Origin of the sequence: Atopobacter phocae ATCC BAA-285 (assembly GCF_000526675.1) — a bacterium.
In the GTDB taxonomy this organism is placed as follows: domain Bacteria; phylum Bacillota; class Bacilli; order Lactobacillales; family Aerococcaceae; genus Atopobacter; species Atopobacter phocae.
In genome coordinates this window covers 14,841-33,749 of sequence record NZ_JAGN01000015.1, presented here as the reverse complement: position 1 = coordinate 33,749, position 18,909 = coordinate 14,841, and the positions used below count along the sequence as shown (strand labels likewise).

The window sequence follows — 18,909 nt, the reverse complement described above, 5'->3', positions numbered from 1 at the left end:
AAGAACATTTAAACACTATAACACGTATATTCAAAATACTTTTGCTTATCCTCAATTGACTAATGGGCCGATTGAAGGATTAAACAACAAAATCAAGGTACTTAAGCGAACTGCTTATGGCTACCGTAATTATTCACACTTTAAAAATAGAATTTTATTGATGATGCGTTTATACGCGCCAAATCATCCGCCCAAAATCGCTGTTTCTTAACACTAATTTTGAATACAATTGATCCAATCATTTGCTTATTTTATCTTTTGATCTAAAAAAAGAGGAGAAGTAACCATACGGTTACCTCACCTCATCATCAACCCTATTTGACAAAGAGCCACAAAAAAAGAGTTGGCATGAATCTTTCGATTGCTGCCTACTCTTTTTTATTGAAATTCTCTATTTAAAGATTCCTTTAATTTTGTGTATCGTCTGATTGCTCGTCTGATAAATCTAGCGTATCTGTTTCATCTGACTCAACCATTTCGCGTTCTTCGAGCTCACGTTGACGACGTTGTTGTTCTTTTTCTTCCAAGGCACGTTTGGCTTCATCGTAAGACTTAGCTTTCTTTTCACTTGGATATTCTTTTTGTTCACTTGGCATTTCGCCTGTTTCGAACAATGATTTAATTTGTCGTGCATCTAACGTTTCAACTTCTAACAATTTATTAGCGATAATTTCTAATTGCTCGCGGTGTTCTGTTAAAATCGTCATCGCCCGTTGATATGATTCAGACATTAAACGTTGCATCTCTTGATCAATCTTATAAGCGATTTGATCAGAGTATACTTTAGTTTGTCCGTAATCACGACCAATGAATACTTGATGATTACCTTCGTACTGTACTGTACCTAACGCATCACTCATACCATACTCGGTAATCATTGAACGAATAATACCAGTTGCTTGTTCAAAGTCATTTGAAGCACCCGTTGTTTTTGATCCGAATACTAATTCTTCTGCTGCACGTCCACCAAGTAATCCAACTACTTGCTCTAATAACTCTTTTTTCGTCATTAAGAAACGGTCTTCTTTTGGTAACATGATCGCATATCCACCAGCGCGTCCACGTGGAACAATTGTCACTTTATGAACTGTACGTGCATCATTAAGTACCATTCCCACAATAGTATGTCCTGCTTCGTGGAAAGCAACCATTCGGCGTTCCTGTTTAGAGATAACTTTATCTCGTTTAGCTGGACCTGCAATCACACGGTCATGAGCTTCGTCGATATCGATGGCATCAATTTCTGTTTTATTTAAACGAGCAGCTAATAATGCCGCTTCGTTTAATAGATTTTCTAAATCTGCTCCAGAAAATCCTGGTGTTTGTTGAGCTACAACACGTAAATCAACATCTTTAGCGACTTTTTTATTACGTGCATGAACACGTAAGATTGCTTCACGTCCGTTAACATCTGGTCGACCTACTAATATTTGACGGTCAAAACGACCTGGACGAAGTAATGCTGGGTCTAATACGTCTGAACGGTTAGTTGCGGCAATAACGATAATACCTTCATTACCTTGGAATCCGTCCATTTCTACTAGTAATTGGTTTAATGTTTGCTCACGTTCATCGTGGCTACCACCCATACCAGTACCACGTTGACGACCAACTGCATCAATCTCATCAATAAAGATAATCGCTGGTGCATTTTTCTTCGCGTTTTCAAATAAATCACGTACACGACTTGCTCCGACCCCTACAAACATTTCCACAAATTCTGAACCGGAAATGGAGAAGAATGGAACGCCAGCTTCACCGGCAACGGCTTTAGCTAATAATGTTTTACCTGTTCCTGGAGGTCCTTCAAGTAAAACACCGGCTGGAATACGAGCGCCTAAACCTGTGAATTTGCGAGGATCTTTTAAGAACTCGACAACTTCGACTAACTCTTGTTTTTCTTCTTCTGCTCCTGCAACATCTGAGAAGCGCACTTTTATTTTTTGTTTTGATACGTCTTTCGCTTTTGTTTTTCCAAAGCTCATTGGGCCTTTACCGCCTTGACCCGCTTGACTCATCATGGAATAAAATAACAATCCAACTAATAAGAATGGAACGATTTGAAGACCTAACATAAACCATGTGCCTGACTGACTTTCAGGAACTGTTTTTAATTCTGTTTTGTTTTCTTTTGCTAACTTTGTAATTTCAGTTAGCGTTCCATCATTCATTAAAATGGTTGCTTCGAATTTTTTGCTTTTAGTTGAACGATTGTCAAAAATCGCCAACCCTTTGTCTTCTTCTTTTGTTCCTTTTGGTGCTTTTTCTTTATAAAATTCACCAAGAACTTTGTATGTGCCTTGATTATACTGAAGTGTGAATTTATCCACTTCACCATTTTCTAAGCTTTGTACAAATTCACTACTAGAAATTTTATTCGACGTTCCTTGCAACGAGCCTGTTGCTAATTGTACAAGGTAAAGTCCCGCTAACATCATCATAAGTATACCGATGACACTCCGGAATTTATTTCGTTTTTTCATTGTTACCCCCTACATCCACTCTTTAGGCGGTGGTTATTTTTCTACCGAGTATCATACCATAGTTGGTTGGTACTTGACGAATAGGTTGCCTAATTAGAGCTTATTGTGTTTTCTTTATGATAGATTTTCTTTGTAAATTTCTTCTTTTAAGACACCGATGTACGGTAAATTGCGGTAGCGTTGTAAGTAATCTAATCCGTAACCCACTACAAATTCGTTCGGCACTTCTAATCCAATGTAATCTGGCGTTAAACCAAAACGACGACGATCTGGTTTATCCAATAATGTAACAATTTTAATTGAATTGGCTTGGCGATATTTCAATAAGTCAACTAAATAATGCAATGTCGTACCTGTATCAATAATATCTTCAACAATAATTACATCACGGTTTGCAACAGAAGTGGATAAGTCTTTTACGATTTTTACATCTCCACTAGTTTCAAAAGCATCTCCATATGAATCGACGTCCATAAAATCAATGTCGACTTTCAAGTCCATATAACGAACTAAGTCAGTCATAAAGAAGGCTGCCCCTTTTAAAATACAAATGACTAAAGGCTCTTTACCAGCATAATCTTCAGTAATAGCTTGTCCTAAGCTTTTAATACGTTCGCTAATTTCTTCTTCTGTTACTAATATTTTTTTAATATCTTTTTCTAACATAATCGGCTCCCTCTATTCTGATGTAAACTACTCTTATCTTACGTGTTCTACCGCTCTCATTCAACTACTTTAAAGATTAAATATCGATTCTTTGGAGAAAATTTACATTTGCTCGTTAAATGAGCAATCATACCTATCTTTTCTCCTGTTTCATTCTCACCCAATATCGCTTGTTTTCTCATTGCATGTGGGATTTTGTTATTGATAAAATATCTTGAAACTTTTTGATGATAACGCGGCTTATTTTCATCATCGTTCGTTTCAAACAACAAACGATCCCCTGGTTGATAGGTAATCAATATGACTGGCGCATCCTCCAGTGGAACAATTAGTGTGTGTTGTTGCCACTGTTTGACCTCTTGATTTGTCATTTGTTGTTCAATCACTTCGACTTGTAAGGTCCCAACGCGATATCTTCCCGCCTTTTGAACTCGAATCCGTTCTATTTTTGATTCATTTGATTTTTTTGCAACATCTGCTTGTGTAATAATCGCCATCTCATATTGTCGCATAAATATCCATGGCTTAGATAAGGCCATTTCCGTTTGCGGCTTGTGCTGATTAGCAATCATCTTTTGCATTTGATTCGTTTGTTTTCTAGATAGCATTAATTGAAAACGACTAGCCAATTGATCACTAATAAACGGCCACATTAATTGCTGCGTACTGATTGGTAAGTGATGATATTTTTCAATATCAATCATTAAACCATTTGCATCCCATTGAACCACTTCTTGTAAATCCTTTTCCATATGACCTATTACATATTCCTCGGTCCATTTCAAATCATTCATCACTTCTTTAAAGCTTTGCGTTGCGCGTGCATATCGCGTTTCAATTTGAGGATATAAAATATTCCGCCACCAATTACGTTCATATTTGATTTCTTGATTTGTTTCGTCTTCAAATATCGGTAAATGATGAGTTAATGCATACTTTACAAGCGTCGATTTTTCAACTTGTAACAATGGTCTCACTATCGGCACCGCTTGTTTACCATCTCTCCATTCTGAACGTTCGCTCATTCCACCTAATCCTTTAAGCGTACTTTTACGCATGATTTTCATGAAAAATGTCTCGATTTGATCGTTCAGATGATGTGCCGTTACAATAGTACTTTTAGGATAACGTTTGGAAACCCGACTTAAAAAATTATATCGTGCTTCCCTCGCCGCTTCTTCTCCTCCAATAGGATTTTTCCACCGCTCGTGATGTACCTCAATTTGTTGTTCATCGAAATAACGAATGAGCTCAGCTGCTTGTTGTGCACTGTTATCTCTTAATCCGTGATCAAAATGAACGAGCTCAATGGATTGCTTTAAAGACGGATGTGTTAGCAACATGTGAGCGAGCGCCATGGAGTCCACTCCACCCGATAACGCGACGATTAACGTTTCGTATGGCTCAAATAACTGATTCCATTGCTTCATTTCCAATGTTCTCTGCTCACCTCCTGCTTCATATCTTTCCGTGATGACTAATCAATCAAAAAGGGGGCGGACCCACGTCTCACCCCTCTTGTACTTTACATTTTAAATAATCGTTCTTTACGCCGATTAACTACGACGACCGCCACGACCGCCACGCTTGCCCTCTGTATTTTTCTTTAATGATGCTAAGCGATCATCACTATCTTTTAGAAAGGCACTCATTAATGAGTCAAAATCTTGACTCTTAGCTTTTGATGGTGCAGGTCTTTTATCTTGACGTGGACGTTCTTCACGTTCTCTCACTGGACGTTTTGGTGGGCGTTGTTCTTCTTCCGGCATAGCTTGACGAATAGATAAACTAATTTTGCCGTCATCAGCAATTTTAACCACCTTAACTTGAACATCATCACCTACAGTTAAGACATCATTAATATCTTTAACAAATGTATTAGCAATTTCACTAATATGAACTAATCCAGATTGTCCTTCTCCTAAATCGATAAACGCTCCAAAATTTGTAATACCTGTAACCTTACCTGCTACAATTTGATCTACTTCAACTGACATATAAAAAAGGTTCCTCCTTGAATTACTAGCATTCATTCATTTTATTTATTTACTTCTTAATTTTCGAAGTCTTGGTCTTCATCATCTGAGGTACCAGGTAACTGAAAAATTATCTCACCCGACTGACTATAGTGATATTTTGCTCTCGCTATATCCGCAATATGATTCTCATCTTTCAGCTTTTCGACTTCTGCTTGTAACGATTCATTCGAGTGTTGCATTTTTTTTACATTTTCTCTTGTGACGACCGCTTTTTGCTTTAATGTTCTAAGCTCTCCGATGTTACTAACCATTCGATGAACCATAACAAGCGATAATCCCGCTAAGATCAGTAAAACCATCTTCGTTGCAAGATGTAATTTATAACGGACTAAAGGTGGTTCCGTCGGCTGTGACGAAATGGGTTGTTTCATATCTTTTTCATCCATCCTTCTACCGCCTCCGTTTCGTTCAAAAGTTTTGCGAATTGTCTTCATTATAACAACATCCCTTGCTAGTTCCAATAGCAAATTTTAAAATATTAAATTAATTCGTCCCAATTTGTTTCCACTCGTTCTTCACTTACAACTTCATATAGATTTTGCGCTTCATTTCGCTTCGTTGTATCTTTAATATCTAAGACGCGAACGGTTAAAATTTTATTCCCATAATGAATCGTAATCTCGTCTTCAATCGCTATCTTTGTACTCGATTTTGCCACTTGTCCGTTGACTTCAATCCGACCTTGATCTGCTACTTCTTTTGCTACCGTCCGTCGCTTAATTAAACGTGACACCTTTAAAAATTTATCTAATCGCATATTTGTTCCTCTATTCTTATTTAACATTTTCTATTCTTATTATACCATAGTTTATTTTTAAAATGGCCAAATCCCTTTACGAGCGAAACGTTCTCCCATTGGTAGTAGCCACCATTCTTGTTCTTTTAACCATTTTTTGCGATATATCCACTCGATTCCAATAACGGCACCACACCCTAGCTGCATCATTAATACGATGAACGCTTGTCCGCGATGAGTGGTTGGTAGGACGTACGCTATACTTAAGCAAACTCCTAACATTACTGTTACAGCAATAATATGTTGTCTGATTTCTCGCCATTGAGTAAACGAACTGTTCGAGAAATGCCGCATCAAAATAAACGTGACACATAAACTAATGAGTGTACTCCACGCTGCCCCATTAATTTGCGCAATCGGCACGAGCAACCAATTTCCAATACTTTTCGTCATGCCTGTTAAAATTAACGTGAATAAGCCCGTTGCAAATTGGCGACGTCCTTGTTGAATGGTTTGATAAGCAAGTGCCATACAAAAAGGATACAAACCTAAACAAAATAAGCGCAGAGCGATTATCCCTTCATTCGTTTTAAATAAAACGATATTGAGTTGGGGCATCACGACATATAAACCAACCGTTGCAAACAAACTAATTAAATGAACCACTCGAAGTAACGACTGCTCTTGTTCAACGGCGTTCAGTTCGACACTTTTCATCGACTGCCGATGTGCTTGTCTTAAAACAGGGGTAAAAGCTGTCGTGATACTTATCGCAATAATCGCCCCCATTTGGAAAATCGGTTGAGCACGATCGTAAATTCCTTTTTCAGCCGTTGCCGTCGCAAAAGATAAACCACTTGTTAATAACCGGGATAATAAATTTAACGCATCAATCGCCTGTAAACTAATTAAAAGTAAACTAAATCCGATAAAAACAAGTGCTTCCTTCATAAATCGTTGCATAATGTATGCATATGTTGCTCGGTCAATTTTCAAACGACTCAAAATCTTTAACATCATTGGTTTCTTACGAATAGAGCAGATCATTAAAATGACGATACCTATTCCGCTGCCCATTACACCACCACGCATAGCCATTGTATTTACAGTATATAAGTTACCTGAAATAAATAATGCACTACTTAAAATAACGAGGACACGAGCAATCTGTTCACCTACCATTGATACAGCAGTTGGTACTAATTCAAGTTGTGCTTGTCCAACTCCTCTTAATACGCTCAAAATAGGAATACACAAAAGACTCCAACTCGCACTTTTGATAACCGGTTCTAATTGTGAATCGCCCATCCATTGTGCCCAGTATGTACTGCCTCCATAGAATAATGCGAATAAAGCAACTGATAAAATCGTGACCAACCCAAAAGTAGCTACGATAACTTGTGCTCGTTTTTCTAATTGTTCCTCTTCTACAAACAAACTAGCTAAAAATTGTGGCAAACTATTCAAGGCTAAAGCTTGGCTTAAACCAAAGAGTGGATATACTTGTTGGAAAATATAAAACCCTTGGTTACCCACCATATTTTGATAAGGAACGCGATACACTGCGCTTAGCACTTTCACAAACAGAGCCGCAATCGTCAACCATGCTGCTCCTTTTACTTGTTTTTTTAAACGATATGGGTTCATTTTCTTCCCCACCTTTACACGCCTGATTGAGTCACGCGATTAATTTGTTCGTACATGGAGCGAGATACTTTAATTAATTCTTCTAATAATAAATCAGGCGGATAATTGGTATGTTTTAACGTCAATGTCAATTGATTACCATCACTACCTACTCGAGCCTTTAATTTAGTCACCTGCAAAGCTTCAAATAATAGTGGGCCTTTCAAGTAGCGTGTCGCTTCTTCATTAAAGGTCATAACTGTTTCATGTTGAACCCCTTTGATTAGTTCGATACCCGCTAATAAACTCCAGTATCTCAAGTATCCAATTTCAACTAAATGACTTGCTTCTGACGGATATTCGCCAAAGCGGTCAATTAAGTCATCCTGAATATCGCGATAAATCGCTTCGCTATCTATTTGTCGAATACGTTTATAAAATTCGATTTTTTGATAATCATCTCGAACATAATGATCCGGTAAATAAGCTTCAATTGGCAAATCAATTTCCACATCTTTCGAATGGAATGAAACTTCTTGTACAGACGCTGTTTGTTTTTGTTTTGATTTTTTATCAACCGCTTCTTTTAATAACGACATGTATAAATCATACCCTACTGCATCAATAAAGCCATGTTGCTGTTTACCTAATAAATTTCCTGCTCCACGAATAGCTAAGTCACGCATCGCAATTTTGAACCCACTACCTAAATCTGTGAACTCTCGCATCGTATCTAGTCGTTGTTCGCCTACTTCGGTTAATGTTTTATTCGGTGCATACATCAAATAACAGTACGCTAAACGATTCGTTCGGCCAACCCGTCCTCTTAATTGATACAACTGAGATAATCCAAGACGATCCGCATTTTCAATAAATAACGTATTAACATTAGGTATATCAATACCCGTTTCGATAATTGTTGTCGTTACGAGAACGTCTAGCTCTCCTTCTAAAAATTGATACAGGATGTCTTCTAATGTACGTTCTGTCATCTGTCCATGAATCACACCTACACGCGCTTCTGGAACAAGTGAACTTAAATAACTAGCTTTTTGCTCAATTGTATCGACACGATTGTATAAGTAAAAGACTTGTCCGCCACGTGCTAGTTCGCGTTCAATGCCTTCCCGTATAACAAATCCATCTTGTTCTAACACATACGTTTGAATCGGATAACGGTTAGACGGTGGCGTCTCAATTACAGATAAATCACGAACTCCTAACATGGACATATTTAATGTTCGTGGAATCGGTGTAGCTGTTAAAGTCAAGACATCGACAGTTGCTTTCATTTCTTTAATGCGCTCTTTATGTTTTACGCCAAATCGCTGTTCTTCATCCACAATTAACAAACCTAAATCGAAAAATTCCACATCTTTACTTAATAGACGATGCGTACCAATCACAATTGCAGCACGGCCTTTTTTCAAATCTTCGATGGCTTGTTTATTTTGTTTCGATGTTTGAAAACGACTTAATTGAACGACATCAAATGGATAATCTTTTAAGCGATCTTTAAACGTTTCATAATGTTGTTCGGCCAAAATAGTTGTTGGAACTAATACTGCCACTTGTTTACCTTCAACCGCTGCTTTAAACGCTGCACGCACAGCTACTTCTGTCTTACCATAACCTACATCACCTATTAATAATCGATCCATTGGCCGTTCTTTTTCCATATCCTGTTTCACTTCTTGAATACTTCGCAATTGATCAGGAGTTTCAACATAGCCAAACGATGCTTCAAATTCCATTTGCTCTGATGAATCGGGTGGATATTGATAACCTTTAGCCTGTTCTCGCTCGGCATATAATGCAATTAAATCATCCGCAATATCCTCTACTTTAGAAGCTACTTTTGCTTTTGTTTTTGCCCATTCATTGCCACCTAATTTATTAATCTTCGGTGTTTTCGATTCACTTGATACATATTTTTGAACCAAATGCATTTGATCAATTGGTACATACAGACTACCTTGATCAGCGTATTGAATCGTCATATACTCTTTCTTTAAGCCAGAAACTTCTAGCGTTTGAATGCCCATATAACGTCCAATTCCATGATTAACGTGTACAATGTAGTCGCCTTCTTTTAGTTCGGTATAATTTTTAAGACGTTCAGCATTAGACAATTTTGGATTAGCTTGTCTTTTGGCTCGTTTTTTACGATTAAATAATTCTTTTTCAGTAATAACAACGAGATTGGCACTAGGCAGTTCAAACCCCTCAGCTAATGGGCAAATAATAATTTGCGTTTCATGAGGTACGTACTGATTCGTATCAGCTAATTGAGCTTTTATTTCAAAATCATTCAGTACTTGTTCCAACTGCTTACGCTGTTTCATATCGCCCACACTTATTAAGATGGTCGCTTGACGCTTTTGATGTCGTTCCAATTCCCCTTTGAGTAAGGGCATTTGCCCAAAAAACGAAATCATCGATCGATAATCTACCGTAATCACTTCGTCAAATTTCAAATGATTCAATCCACGTTGAAATGCACTAAAGAAAACTGTCGCATGCGATTGACGCAATAATTTTTGTCGGCCATTCATTAAGAAGGTTTGTTCAGGGAAAATGAGACCTTCTTTTATTTTTTCGATTAACCAAGCGGATTCTTCTTCTTTTAAATGCGCTTCCCGTTCTACTAACTTACTGTATTCATCAATTACTACTAAGCTGTTAGTCGGGAAGTAATCAATTACCGTTCCTAATTGTTTATAGAAATACGCTAAATAATAGCGAATATTAGCTGGTTTTTCTCCTGCTTCCAATTGTTCGATCACATCTTGAATTGACTGACTCAATACTTGCTTGGTTGCTTCATCATTGAGTTGTTTTAGAGCATGTGTCAAGTCTTTTTGCAAGGTCGTTGCAACACCTGCATATGCGTCTTTCGGATACAACCATTCATTTGCAGGGTAGAGTGTTACTTCTTCCACTGCACCAATGGATTGTTGTGTATCCGCGTCAAAGTATCTTAATGAATCAATTTCCACATCAAAAAAGTCAAACCTTATAGGATTCGCCTCTGTCAATGGAAAGACATCAATGATACCTCCACGATGGGCATATTCTCCTGGTTGTCCCACCATTGTTTGAGCTCGATATCCGAGAGCTTCTAATTGCTCAACAAATTCTTGAACCGATTCTAAATGATCGCCTACTTTATAGGTGGCCTGATTTGCCAACCATTCAGTTGGTCGGACTAATGGTTTTAATAAACCGCTCAAAGAAATAAAGACTAGTCCTTTTTTTCTTTCAATCAAGTGCGTTAAAGCATTCAATCGTTCAATCATCCCGTCAATGGAAGCAATTGCCATTTCAGCAGCTAACGTTTCCTCTGCACGAAAAGACGAACAAATCAAATCTGATAACGCTGGTTGTGATGCGATATAAGTCTCACATTGTTCAATTAATTGAGCGCTACTTAGTCCATTATGCGTTACTACTATTACTGGCTCATCCGCTTGTTGTGCTAATTCAATTAATGCTAACATTTTAGCTGAATCTGCTAACCCCGTTACTAATTGTCGTTGGGCTCGTTTGCCCGTTAACCACGAAATAAGCGGGCTCGCTGTGTCGCCCACTTTTAATATAGTTTTTAATTGATTCATTATTTTTCTCCTCGTTCTAACACGCCTTATGTCCGGACATTAAAGCGAGACATGGTTGTTGTAAAGTTATCTTCATCAATCCAATGATCGATTGCATCTGTCGCATGATTAACTGCCTGTAACATTTGCTCATGTGTGTCTTTTGGGAAATTAGATAACACGTGATCAACAACACTTTGATTTGGAGCTGGTCGTCCTACCCCAATTTTAACGCGTTTAATTTCTTGAGTGCCTAGCGCACGAATGATATCTTTCATTCCATTGTGACCACCTGCTGATCCTTTATAACGCAATCGAATTTGTCCCACATCTAGATCCATATCGTCATAAACAACTAATATATCACTTGGATCTATTTGATAGTAATCTGCCATTAATCCCACCGTTAATCCTGAACGATTCATATATGTCATCGGCTTAACTACTAATATTTTCTCTCCTTGATGGTGATATGTGCCATAAAATCCTTGAAACTGTTCTCGATCTAACGCGACATGATTCTTCTTTCCCCATTGATCGATTGTAATAAAACCAATGTTGTGCCGTGTCGCTAAATATTGACTTCCTGGATTTCCTAATCCTACAATTAATTTCATTTTGTCCATCCTTTTTATTTATATCGTCATTCTCTTACTATCTACTATACCAATTTTAAAGAAAAAGAGATACTTCTCCCACTTAAACTAAGTAAATTTTAAGGAAGCTTCACTCTTAAAAAATATTTAAAATTTTTTGTTTTGTTGGTACAACGGATATTCTTCTGTTGATTAGTTCACAATCTCATAATGAGCTATTGCAGTCTATAATTTTTAGTAGTACAATTAAATAAACTGTTACAGTTTACACGGAAATTATTGAGATTTCAACGTTTAACTGTTTTCATTATATCTATATTACCCTAAGATCATTTGCGCGTTCTTAAAAGAATACCGGATATAATGAATAATCATGTTATACTCAATATAACAAACTCAAGGAGGTTTTTGTCATGCAAAGTAAAATTACTAAAAACAAACAGTCAAAAATTATTTTAGTCGGTGACGGAGCTGTTGGATCAAGCTACGCTTATGCTCTAGTACTAGAAAATATCGGTCACGAACTGGGTATCATTGATATCAATCATGATAAAGCAGAAGGTGATGCTTTAGACTTATCACATGCTCAAGCTTTCCATTCACCAAAACGCATTTATGCGGCACAATACAGTGACTGTAAAGATGCAGATATTATCTGTATTACAGCTGGACTTGCTCAAAAACCAGGTGAAACGCGCCTTGATTTAGTAAGCAAAAACTTAAAAATCTTCAAAGACATTATTAGTAACATTATGGATAGTGGATTTGATGGTATTTTCTTAGTTGCTACTAACCCTGTTGATATTTTAACTTATGCTACTTGGAAATTCTCTGGCTTGCCAAAAGAACGTGTTATCGGTTCAGGTACATCCCTAGACTCTGCACGTTTCCGTCAAGCTTTATCTGATATTATCGGTGTAGACGCACGTAACGTCCACGGCTACATTCTTGGCGAACATGGTGATACAGAATTCCCTGTATGGTCACATGCTAACGTTGGTGGTCTTCAAATTTACGAATGGGTTAAAAACCATCCTGAAATTGACGAAGAAAAAATGGTTGAATTATTCTTTAGTGTACGTGATGCTGCTTACGAAATCATCGCTAAAAAAGGTGCTACATTCTATGGAATTGGTGCTACATTAGCTCGCATTACACGCGCTATTTTAGACGATGAACAAGCAATCTTCCCATTATCTGTATACTTAGACGGACAATACAATCAAGAAGATGTTTACATTGGTGCTCCAGCAATTATTGGACGCGATGGAATTGAGCAAGTTATTGAAATTCCATTAAACGATTCAGAACAAGAAAAAATGAACTTATCTTCAAGAACATTGAAAGATATTTTAGATCAATATTTTGACTAAACCAAACAAATGATGAACAGAAAAAACCGAGCATCTGCTCGGTTTTTTGATTATAAAAAGCATCCCATTTAATTGGGATGCTTTTTATAGTTTATTAATCAATGATTTCAAATTTTTCTAAAAATAATGGGCTTACTGAACGGTTCTCATGAATGCGACGAATTGCTTCAGCCATTAATTGCGCCACACTTACTTGTTTCATTTTGTCGATTTGTTTTTCTTTCGGTACATTAATCGAATCCGTTACAATCAATTCTGAAATTTCAGAAGATTCAATCCGTTCGATAGCTGGTCCAGAAAGAACGGCATGGGTACAACAAGCATATACAGCTTTTGCGCCTTGCTCTTTAAGTGCTTTAGCTGCCAGTGTAATTGTTCCTGCTGTATCAATCATATCATCAATAATAATACAATGTTTGCCACGTACATCACCGATAATGCTCATCACTTCAGCCACATTTGCTTTTGGACGACGTTTATCAATAATTGCAATTGGTGCTTTTAAAAATTCTGCCAATTTACGCGCTCTTGTTACACCACCATGGTCAGGTGATACTACAACGATATCTTCTTTACATGATTTTAAAATATCATGATCTAAGAAATAATTAGCTAGTAAGCTTGCGCCTAGCAAATGATCAACCGGAATATCAAAGAACCCTTGAATTTGTGCTGCATGCAAGTCTAACGTTAATACGCGATCTGCACCTGCCATTGTAATCATATTCGCAACTAATTTAGCTGTAATTGGTTCACGAGACTGCGCTTTACGATCTTGTCGTGCATATCCATAATATGGCATGACCACATTAATTGTTTTCGCAGACGCTCGTTTTAGCGCATCAATCATAATTAATAACTCCATTAAGTTATCATTTACGGGATTAGATGTTGATTGAATCACATAAACATGATCCCCACGAATACTTTCTTCAATATTAATTTTAATCTCGCCATCACTAAATTGCTCAGTTGAAATGTTTCCTAATTCCATCCCTAACTCTTGTGCCATACGTTTCGCTAACGGTTGGTTCGACTTCAATGCAAACAATTTCAGTTGAGAGCCTTTTTTGTGTTGTGCCATTATTTTCCTCCATTAATTTGAATATTAAGTTTCTCTCTCTATCTTATCACTTTATTGATTGTGTGGCATCCCATTTGCGTAATTTATTTTATTAATTTGTCGATTTCGGGCAATTGCCAAACTATTATCAGGAACATCCTCCGTAATAACGGATCCTGCTGCTGTAAATGACCCCTTGCCCACATTAACTGGAGCTACAAGAGATGTATCACAACCTATAAATGCATGGTCACCAATTGTCGTTTGTGCTTTTGTTTTTCCATTATAATTAACGAAATTAGTTCCACTACCGATATTGATGAAACGTCCCAATTGAGCGTCACCCACGTAAGTCAGATGTCCTACTTTTGTACCTTCACCAATGGATGAATTCTTAATTTCAACAAAATTCCCCAAATGAACATGTGTTCCAATTCGACTATTTGGTCTTAAATGTGCAAAGGGGCCCATATCACTATCTGATTCCACTAGTGATTCTTCAACAACTGATTGCTTAATGATTACACGATCGCCAATTTGACTATCTTCGATTCGACTGCCTTGTGTGATTACACAGTTCGTCCCAATTGATGTTTTACCTTTTAACGTCACATGGCTTTCAATTACCGTGTCTGTTCCAATAGTTACTCCCCACTCAATCGCTGCAGTTTCAGGATGAATCATCGTAACACCATTCAGCATATGTTCTGTGTTAATTTGTTTTTGTATTAATTGAGTAACATGTGCTAAATCAATTCGTGTATTAATCTTTGTCCCTTCAAAAGGATGCGTCGTTTGAATTTCCTGTACATTATTTGTATCCAATGATTGAACAAGCGCTTCTACATCGTTTATATCACGAAACATTGATGCTTTATTCATCCATATATCATTGTCTAAGCAATATACAACTGTCTGTCTTTCTGTTGCAGTTTGTTCTGCTATTTGATTCGCGCGTTGTTCATTGCTTTGTATAGGTGATACAACTTGCAGATGATTCCCTACTGATACAGGTTGATCCATTAAAACAGTTGCTTTTGCATCTGATTGTTGATGTAATTTCACCAATTCCCTTAGCGTTGTTGATTGAATCATCGGCATATTTCCTTGAAGAATTAACGTTATTCCTTCTTGATCAGAAAAAGAATCATTCATTGTTTGAGCATTCGTTACATCCATTACCGACACATGAGATGCACTTTCGTTTAAGTCACGCGCCCATTCTTGATTTGCTAAATCTGTAGCAACAATCACTTGATTCATGCCTACACGTTCTACTGTTTCTAATGCATAATCTATCATTGGGCGTCCACAAATTAGGTGTTGATACACAGAAAGTTCTGATTTCATTTGATCTTCTTTATGATTCGCTAAAATAATTGCATGTTGTTTTTTCTTCACAATTACCCCTCTTCTTTCACATGATCTAGCAGCATACTTAAATCATTGAAAAAACTACCTTTTTCGACTTGGATTTCCTTATTCATTTCGTCTAATTTTGTGATTTTCGCAATTGATTCAAATGGCCTCATCTTTTTCTCTTGAGCATTTAATTCACAGAGAACCACACTGCCGACAATGGTTGCACCAAATTCATCTGCCAACATCGTCATACCTTCAATGGTACCTCCACCATTCGAGAAGTCATCTACAATTAATACACGATCGCCTTCATTCAGACTTTTTTTCGATACTAACATTTTTTCAATTCGATTTGTCCGATAAGATGGATAATTAATTGATATAGTTGCTCCTTCTGTCACCTTTGCTTCTCGTCTTGCAATAACGAAGGGAACATTTAAATAACGAGCAACGGATTGCGCTAATGGCACTCCTTTTGTCGCAACAGTCATTACCGCATTAATATCTTTTAAAGCAAACTTCGAAGCGATAATACGTCCGATAAAGTCTAACGTTAATGGATGCACTAGTAAATCCGTTAAATACATAAATCCACCTGTCAAAATACGTTTCGGTGAATTAATTCGCTCTACTAATACGTCTCCTATCTCATTAGCTTTCTGGCTACTCAACATCGGAATAAACCGAACACCACCTGTTGCACCAGGTACTGTTTCAATTAAGCCAATACCTTGATGCCGAAATGTGCGTTTTAAAATAACAATATCTTCACTTACTGATGACTTCGCTGCATCGTAACGTTTCGTAAAGAAACTCAATGTCGTTAATTGATGCGGGTGTCTTTTTAAATAATCGGTCATATCAATCAAGCGTTCACTTCGTCTAAATTTCATTCCTTCTCTCCTTAATAATTCAAAATTTATCTCAATTCATTTATAGTATATCTTTTTTTTATCCAAAAATAAATGTTTAACCGTATTAACGTTCGTTATTTATCAAAATACCGCGATAAAAAAATAAAAAAGTTCGCATATTACTGCGAACTCCTTTATTTTATAACATTTTTTCTTTATTAAGATTATTATAGAGCTTCTTCTGTTGTGTCTGTCTCAATTCTTGAGTATAACCACATAAGAACTAATGAAACAACAATACCTACTAAGTATGTCATTGGACCTAATCCCATTCGGAATCCAATTGGCTCACTTAAAATATATACAACTACTGCGAACAACATAAACATCGCTGGTAATAAAGTAACGAAGTAATTGCGTTTTTTTAGATATAAGTAACGTGAAGAAACAAGTAATGATATAACAGCTGTCATTTGGTTTGCCCAGTTAAAGTAGCGCCAAATGATTTGGAAATCGATAAATGTTAATGCAAATGAGATAATGTAAAGTGGGATTGTAATCATCAAAATTTTCTTCAATGAATCTTGTTTGATGTTTAAGTAATCCGCTAAAATGGTACGTAAACTTCTGAATGCTGATAAACCTGAAGATAATGGTAAAACAATTACCCCAGCAATCGCAAATGTTCCGAATACTTGACCTAAAAGTAATAAAGCGACACGGTTAACAACAGCTGATGGTGTACCTGTTGCAATTAATTGTGACAATGTTTGTCCGTCAAATAATGCCATAGATGCTCCAGCCCAGATCATTGCGATAATCCCTTCAGCAATCATCATACCGTAAAATACGAAGCGGCCTTCAGATTCATTCTTTAGTGTACGAGAAACCATTGGTGTTTGAGTTGCGTGGAATCCAGATAATGCACCACATGAAATTGTAAAGAACATACCTGGGAAAATAGCTAATCCACCTGGGTGTACACTTTTTAGTGATGCTGCTGTTAATTCTGGTAATTGGTAATCACTCATTAATAAGAAACTTCCAATAGCAATTGTACTAATAATTAAGATTGCTCCAAACCATGGATAAACTTTACCTAACGCTTTATCAATTGGTAGTACCGTTGAAACTAAGTAGTAAATAAAAATGCCTAAAATAATATAAATTAATGAAATATTCCAAGGTAAAACGGATTTAATCAAGCTAGCTGGGGAAACAACGAATACTGTCCCAACAAGTAATAATAACAACATGGCAAAGATATTAACAATATGTTTAACACGGTGACCTAAATATTTACTTGCTAATTCAGGTAAATGAGCTCCGTTATTACGTAACGAAATCATCCCTAACATATAGTCATGAACTGCTCCGGCGAAAATACATCCTAAAACAATCCAAATATAAGCTACAGGTCCATATAAAGCCCCCATAATTGGTCCAAAAATTGGTCCTGTTCCTGCAATGTTTAATAATTCAATAATTGCATTTTTCTTTTTGTCCATTGGAACAAAATCCAAATTATCACGTAATGCTTCTGCTGGGGTTTGACGCGTTGGATCAGGTTGGAAGTTACTTACAATATATCGACTGTAAAGCACATAACCTAATACCAATAAAGTAATACCACCTAGAAACGTCCACATAATATTCCTCCTATCAATTTTTTGACTTTGTGAGAATATTATAAAACAATTGTAAGCGTTTTTTCTTTTTAGGTATTTAAGTGCTTGATTCAGTTGCTGAAGTGCTTAAAATAACAGATGAAATACAGTTAGCGCTAATCTAAACGCAAACGCTTACGAAAAGTCGGCAAGTATGATCGACTAACTTGCACCTTTTCACCATTTGTCAAAGTTAGTTGATATGTCTGGTTAAACCACGGTTCTATCGTTTGGATTTGAGCAACTTGCACGACATACGACCGATGAATTCGCATAAATATCTCTTCTGGTAATCTTTGTTCAAAATGTTTCAAAGTTTCATTCACAAAATAAACTTGTTTGTTCGTGTATACTTTAATGCCCCCATCAACTGCTTCAACAAAACAAATCGCTTCTGGGTTCACTAATTGAATAGATTCTTGTGTTTTAATCGGTATTCGCTTTGACTCCATTTGTGCCACTTCTTTTACGGTCGGCTGATTTTTATTTAAATATTGTTTAGCTTTCAACAATACACTCATAATTTTCTCTTGTTCGAATGGCTTCAAAACGTAGTCCATCGCTTCAAGCTCAAATGCTTTTAAGGCATATTCATGATAAGCCGTTGCGAAAACGATTAATGGTGCTTTAGGCATTAATCGAACCACTTGTGCTAAATCTAAACCACTTTCGTTTGTTAGATGAATATCTAAAAATAAAAGGTCATACGGCTTGGTTAACAATTTTTGTTGCGCTTCTTGAATCGTTGTCACTTGCTCAATTAAGGCGGTTGGTTCGGCTTGTAGAATTAAATAAGACAACTCGTTTAATGCGAGTACTTCATCATCTACACACAATATATTCATCGC

The 18,909-nt window shown here is 36.8% G+C and carries 16 protein-coding genes; 2 read left to right on the top strand and 14 right to left on the bottom strand.

All coding sequences use genetic code 11. The features are described 5' to 3' along the window. A partial coding sequence (locus L866_RS09240) for a transposase (RefSeq protein WP_025730495.1) occupies window positions 1–211 on the top strand: 211 nt, incomplete at its 5' end. A gap of 196 nt (window positions 212–407) precedes the next feature. Here the strand turns inward: L866_RS09240 and ftsH are convergent. From ftsH to pth, 9 genes are all read right to left on the bottom strand, one after another. Continuing rightward, window positions 408–2,483, bottom strand: coding sequence for an ATP-dependent zinc metalloprotease FtsH (gene ftsH, locus L866_RS0103830; RefSeq protein ID WP_025729324.1), 2,076 nt, complete (start codon window positions 2,481–2,483; stop codon window positions 408–410). Between the two features lie 114 nt (window positions 2,484–2,597). Beyond that, window positions 2,598–3,149 (bottom strand): hypoxanthine phosphoribosyltransferase, encoded by a 552-nt coding sequence (gene hpt / locus L866_RS0103825; protein ID WP_025729322.1) that lies wholly within the window; start codon window positions 3,147–3,149, stop codon window positions 2,598–2,600. Between the two features lie 56 nt (window positions 3,150–3,205). Continuing rightward, a complete protein-coding gene (gene tilS, locus L866_RS0103820) occupies window positions 3,206–4,579 on the bottom strand; it encodes a tRNA lysidine(34) synthetase TilS (protein ID WP_245578435.1) in 1,374 nt (457 codons plus the stop codon). Between the two features lie 126 nt (window positions 4,580–4,705). After that, window positions 4,706–5,146 carry a S1 domain-containing RNA-binding protein gene (locus L866_RS0103815; RefSeq protein WP_025729318.1) on the bottom strand — a complete coding sequence of 147 codons (441 nt, stop codon included), beginning with the start codon at window positions 5,144–5,146 and terminating at the stop codon, window positions 4,706–4,708. A 56-nt stretch (window positions 5,147–5,202) separates the two neighbouring features. Next, window positions 5,203–5,622 (bottom strand): FtsB family cell division protein, encoded by a 420-nt coding sequence (locus L866_RS0103810; protein ID WP_084030273.1) that lies wholly within the window; start codon window positions 5,620–5,622, stop codon window positions 5,203–5,205. A gap of 44 nt (window positions 5,623–5,666) precedes the next feature. Beyond that, the gene (locus L866_RS0103805) at window positions 5,667–5,945 is read right to left on the bottom strand and encodes an RNA-binding S4 domain-containing protein (RefSeq protein WP_025729314.1); all 279 of its coding nucleotides are present in this window, start codon (window positions 5,943–5,945) and stop codon (window positions 5,667–5,669) included. 57 nt (window positions 5,946–6,002) lie between these two features. Next, window positions 6,003–7,571: a polysaccharide biosynthesis protein gene (locus L866_RS0103800; protein WP_025729312.1), complete on the bottom strand. Its 1,569-nt coding sequence runs from the start codon at window positions 7,569–7,571 to the stop codon at window positions 6,003–6,005. Between the two features lie 14 nt (window positions 7,572–7,585). Continuing rightward, window positions 7,586–11,167, bottom strand: coding sequence for a transcription-repair coupling factor (mfd, locus tag L866_RS0103795; protein ID WP_025729310.1), 3,582 nt, complete (start codon window positions 11,165–11,167; stop codon window positions 7,586–7,588). A 26-nt stretch (window positions 11,168–11,193) separates the two neighbouring features. Continuing rightward, window positions 11,194–11,763: an aminoacyl-tRNA hydrolase gene (gene pth / locus L866_RS0103790; RefSeq protein ID WP_025729308.1), complete on the bottom strand. Its 570-nt coding sequence runs from the start codon at window positions 11,761–11,763 to the stop codon at window positions 11,194–11,196. Between the two features lie 392 nt (window positions 11,764–12,155). On the opposite strand from pth, the gene L866_RS08515 reads away from it, so the two are divergent. Continuing rightward, window positions 12,156–13,115 (top strand): L-lactate dehydrogenase, encoded by a 960-nt coding sequence (locus L866_RS08515; protein ID WP_035446087.1) that lies wholly within the window; start codon window positions 12,156–12,158, stop codon window positions 13,113–13,115. Between the two features lie 94 nt (window positions 13,116–13,209). Here the strand turns inward: L866_RS08515 and L866_RS0103780 are convergent, their stop codons facing one another. From L866_RS0103780 to L866_RS0103760, 5 genes are all read right to left on the bottom strand, one after another. Then, window positions 13,210–14,199, bottom strand: a complete 990-nt coding sequence (locus L866_RS0103780) for a ribose-phosphate diphosphokinase (RefSeq protein WP_025729306.1) — start codon at window positions 14,197–14,199, stop codon at window positions 13,210–13,212. Window positions 14,200–14,250: 51 nt separating this feature from the next. After that, window positions 14,251–15,579 (bottom strand): cytidylyltransferase domain-containing protein, encoded by a 1,329-nt coding sequence (locus tag L866_RS0103775; protein ID WP_025729304.1) that lies wholly within the window; start codon window positions 15,577–15,579, stop codon window positions 14,251–14,253. Window positions 15,580–15,581: 2 nt separating this feature from the next. Then, on the bottom strand, window positions 15,582–16,433 hold the full coding sequence (gene purR / locus L866_RS0103770) for a pur operon repressor (protein ID WP_025729302.1): 852 nt from the start codon (window positions 16,431–16,433) through the stop codon (window positions 15,582–15,584). 188 nt (window positions 16,434–16,621) lie between these two features. Further along, the gene (locus tag L866_RS0103765; RefSeq protein ID WP_025729300.1) at window positions 16,622–18,043 is read right to left on the bottom strand and encodes a carbon starvation CstA family protein; all 1,422 of its coding nucleotides are present in this window, start codon (window positions 18,041–18,043) and stop codon (window positions 16,622–16,624) included. 134 nt (window positions 18,044–18,177) lie between these two features. Beyond that, complete coding sequence (locus L866_RS0103760) at window positions 18,178–18,906, bottom strand: LytR/AlgR family response regulator transcription factor (protein WP_025729298.1); 729 nt, start codon at window positions 18,904–18,906, stop codon at window positions 18,178–18,180. Window positions 18,907–18,909 lie beyond the last annotated feature (3 nt).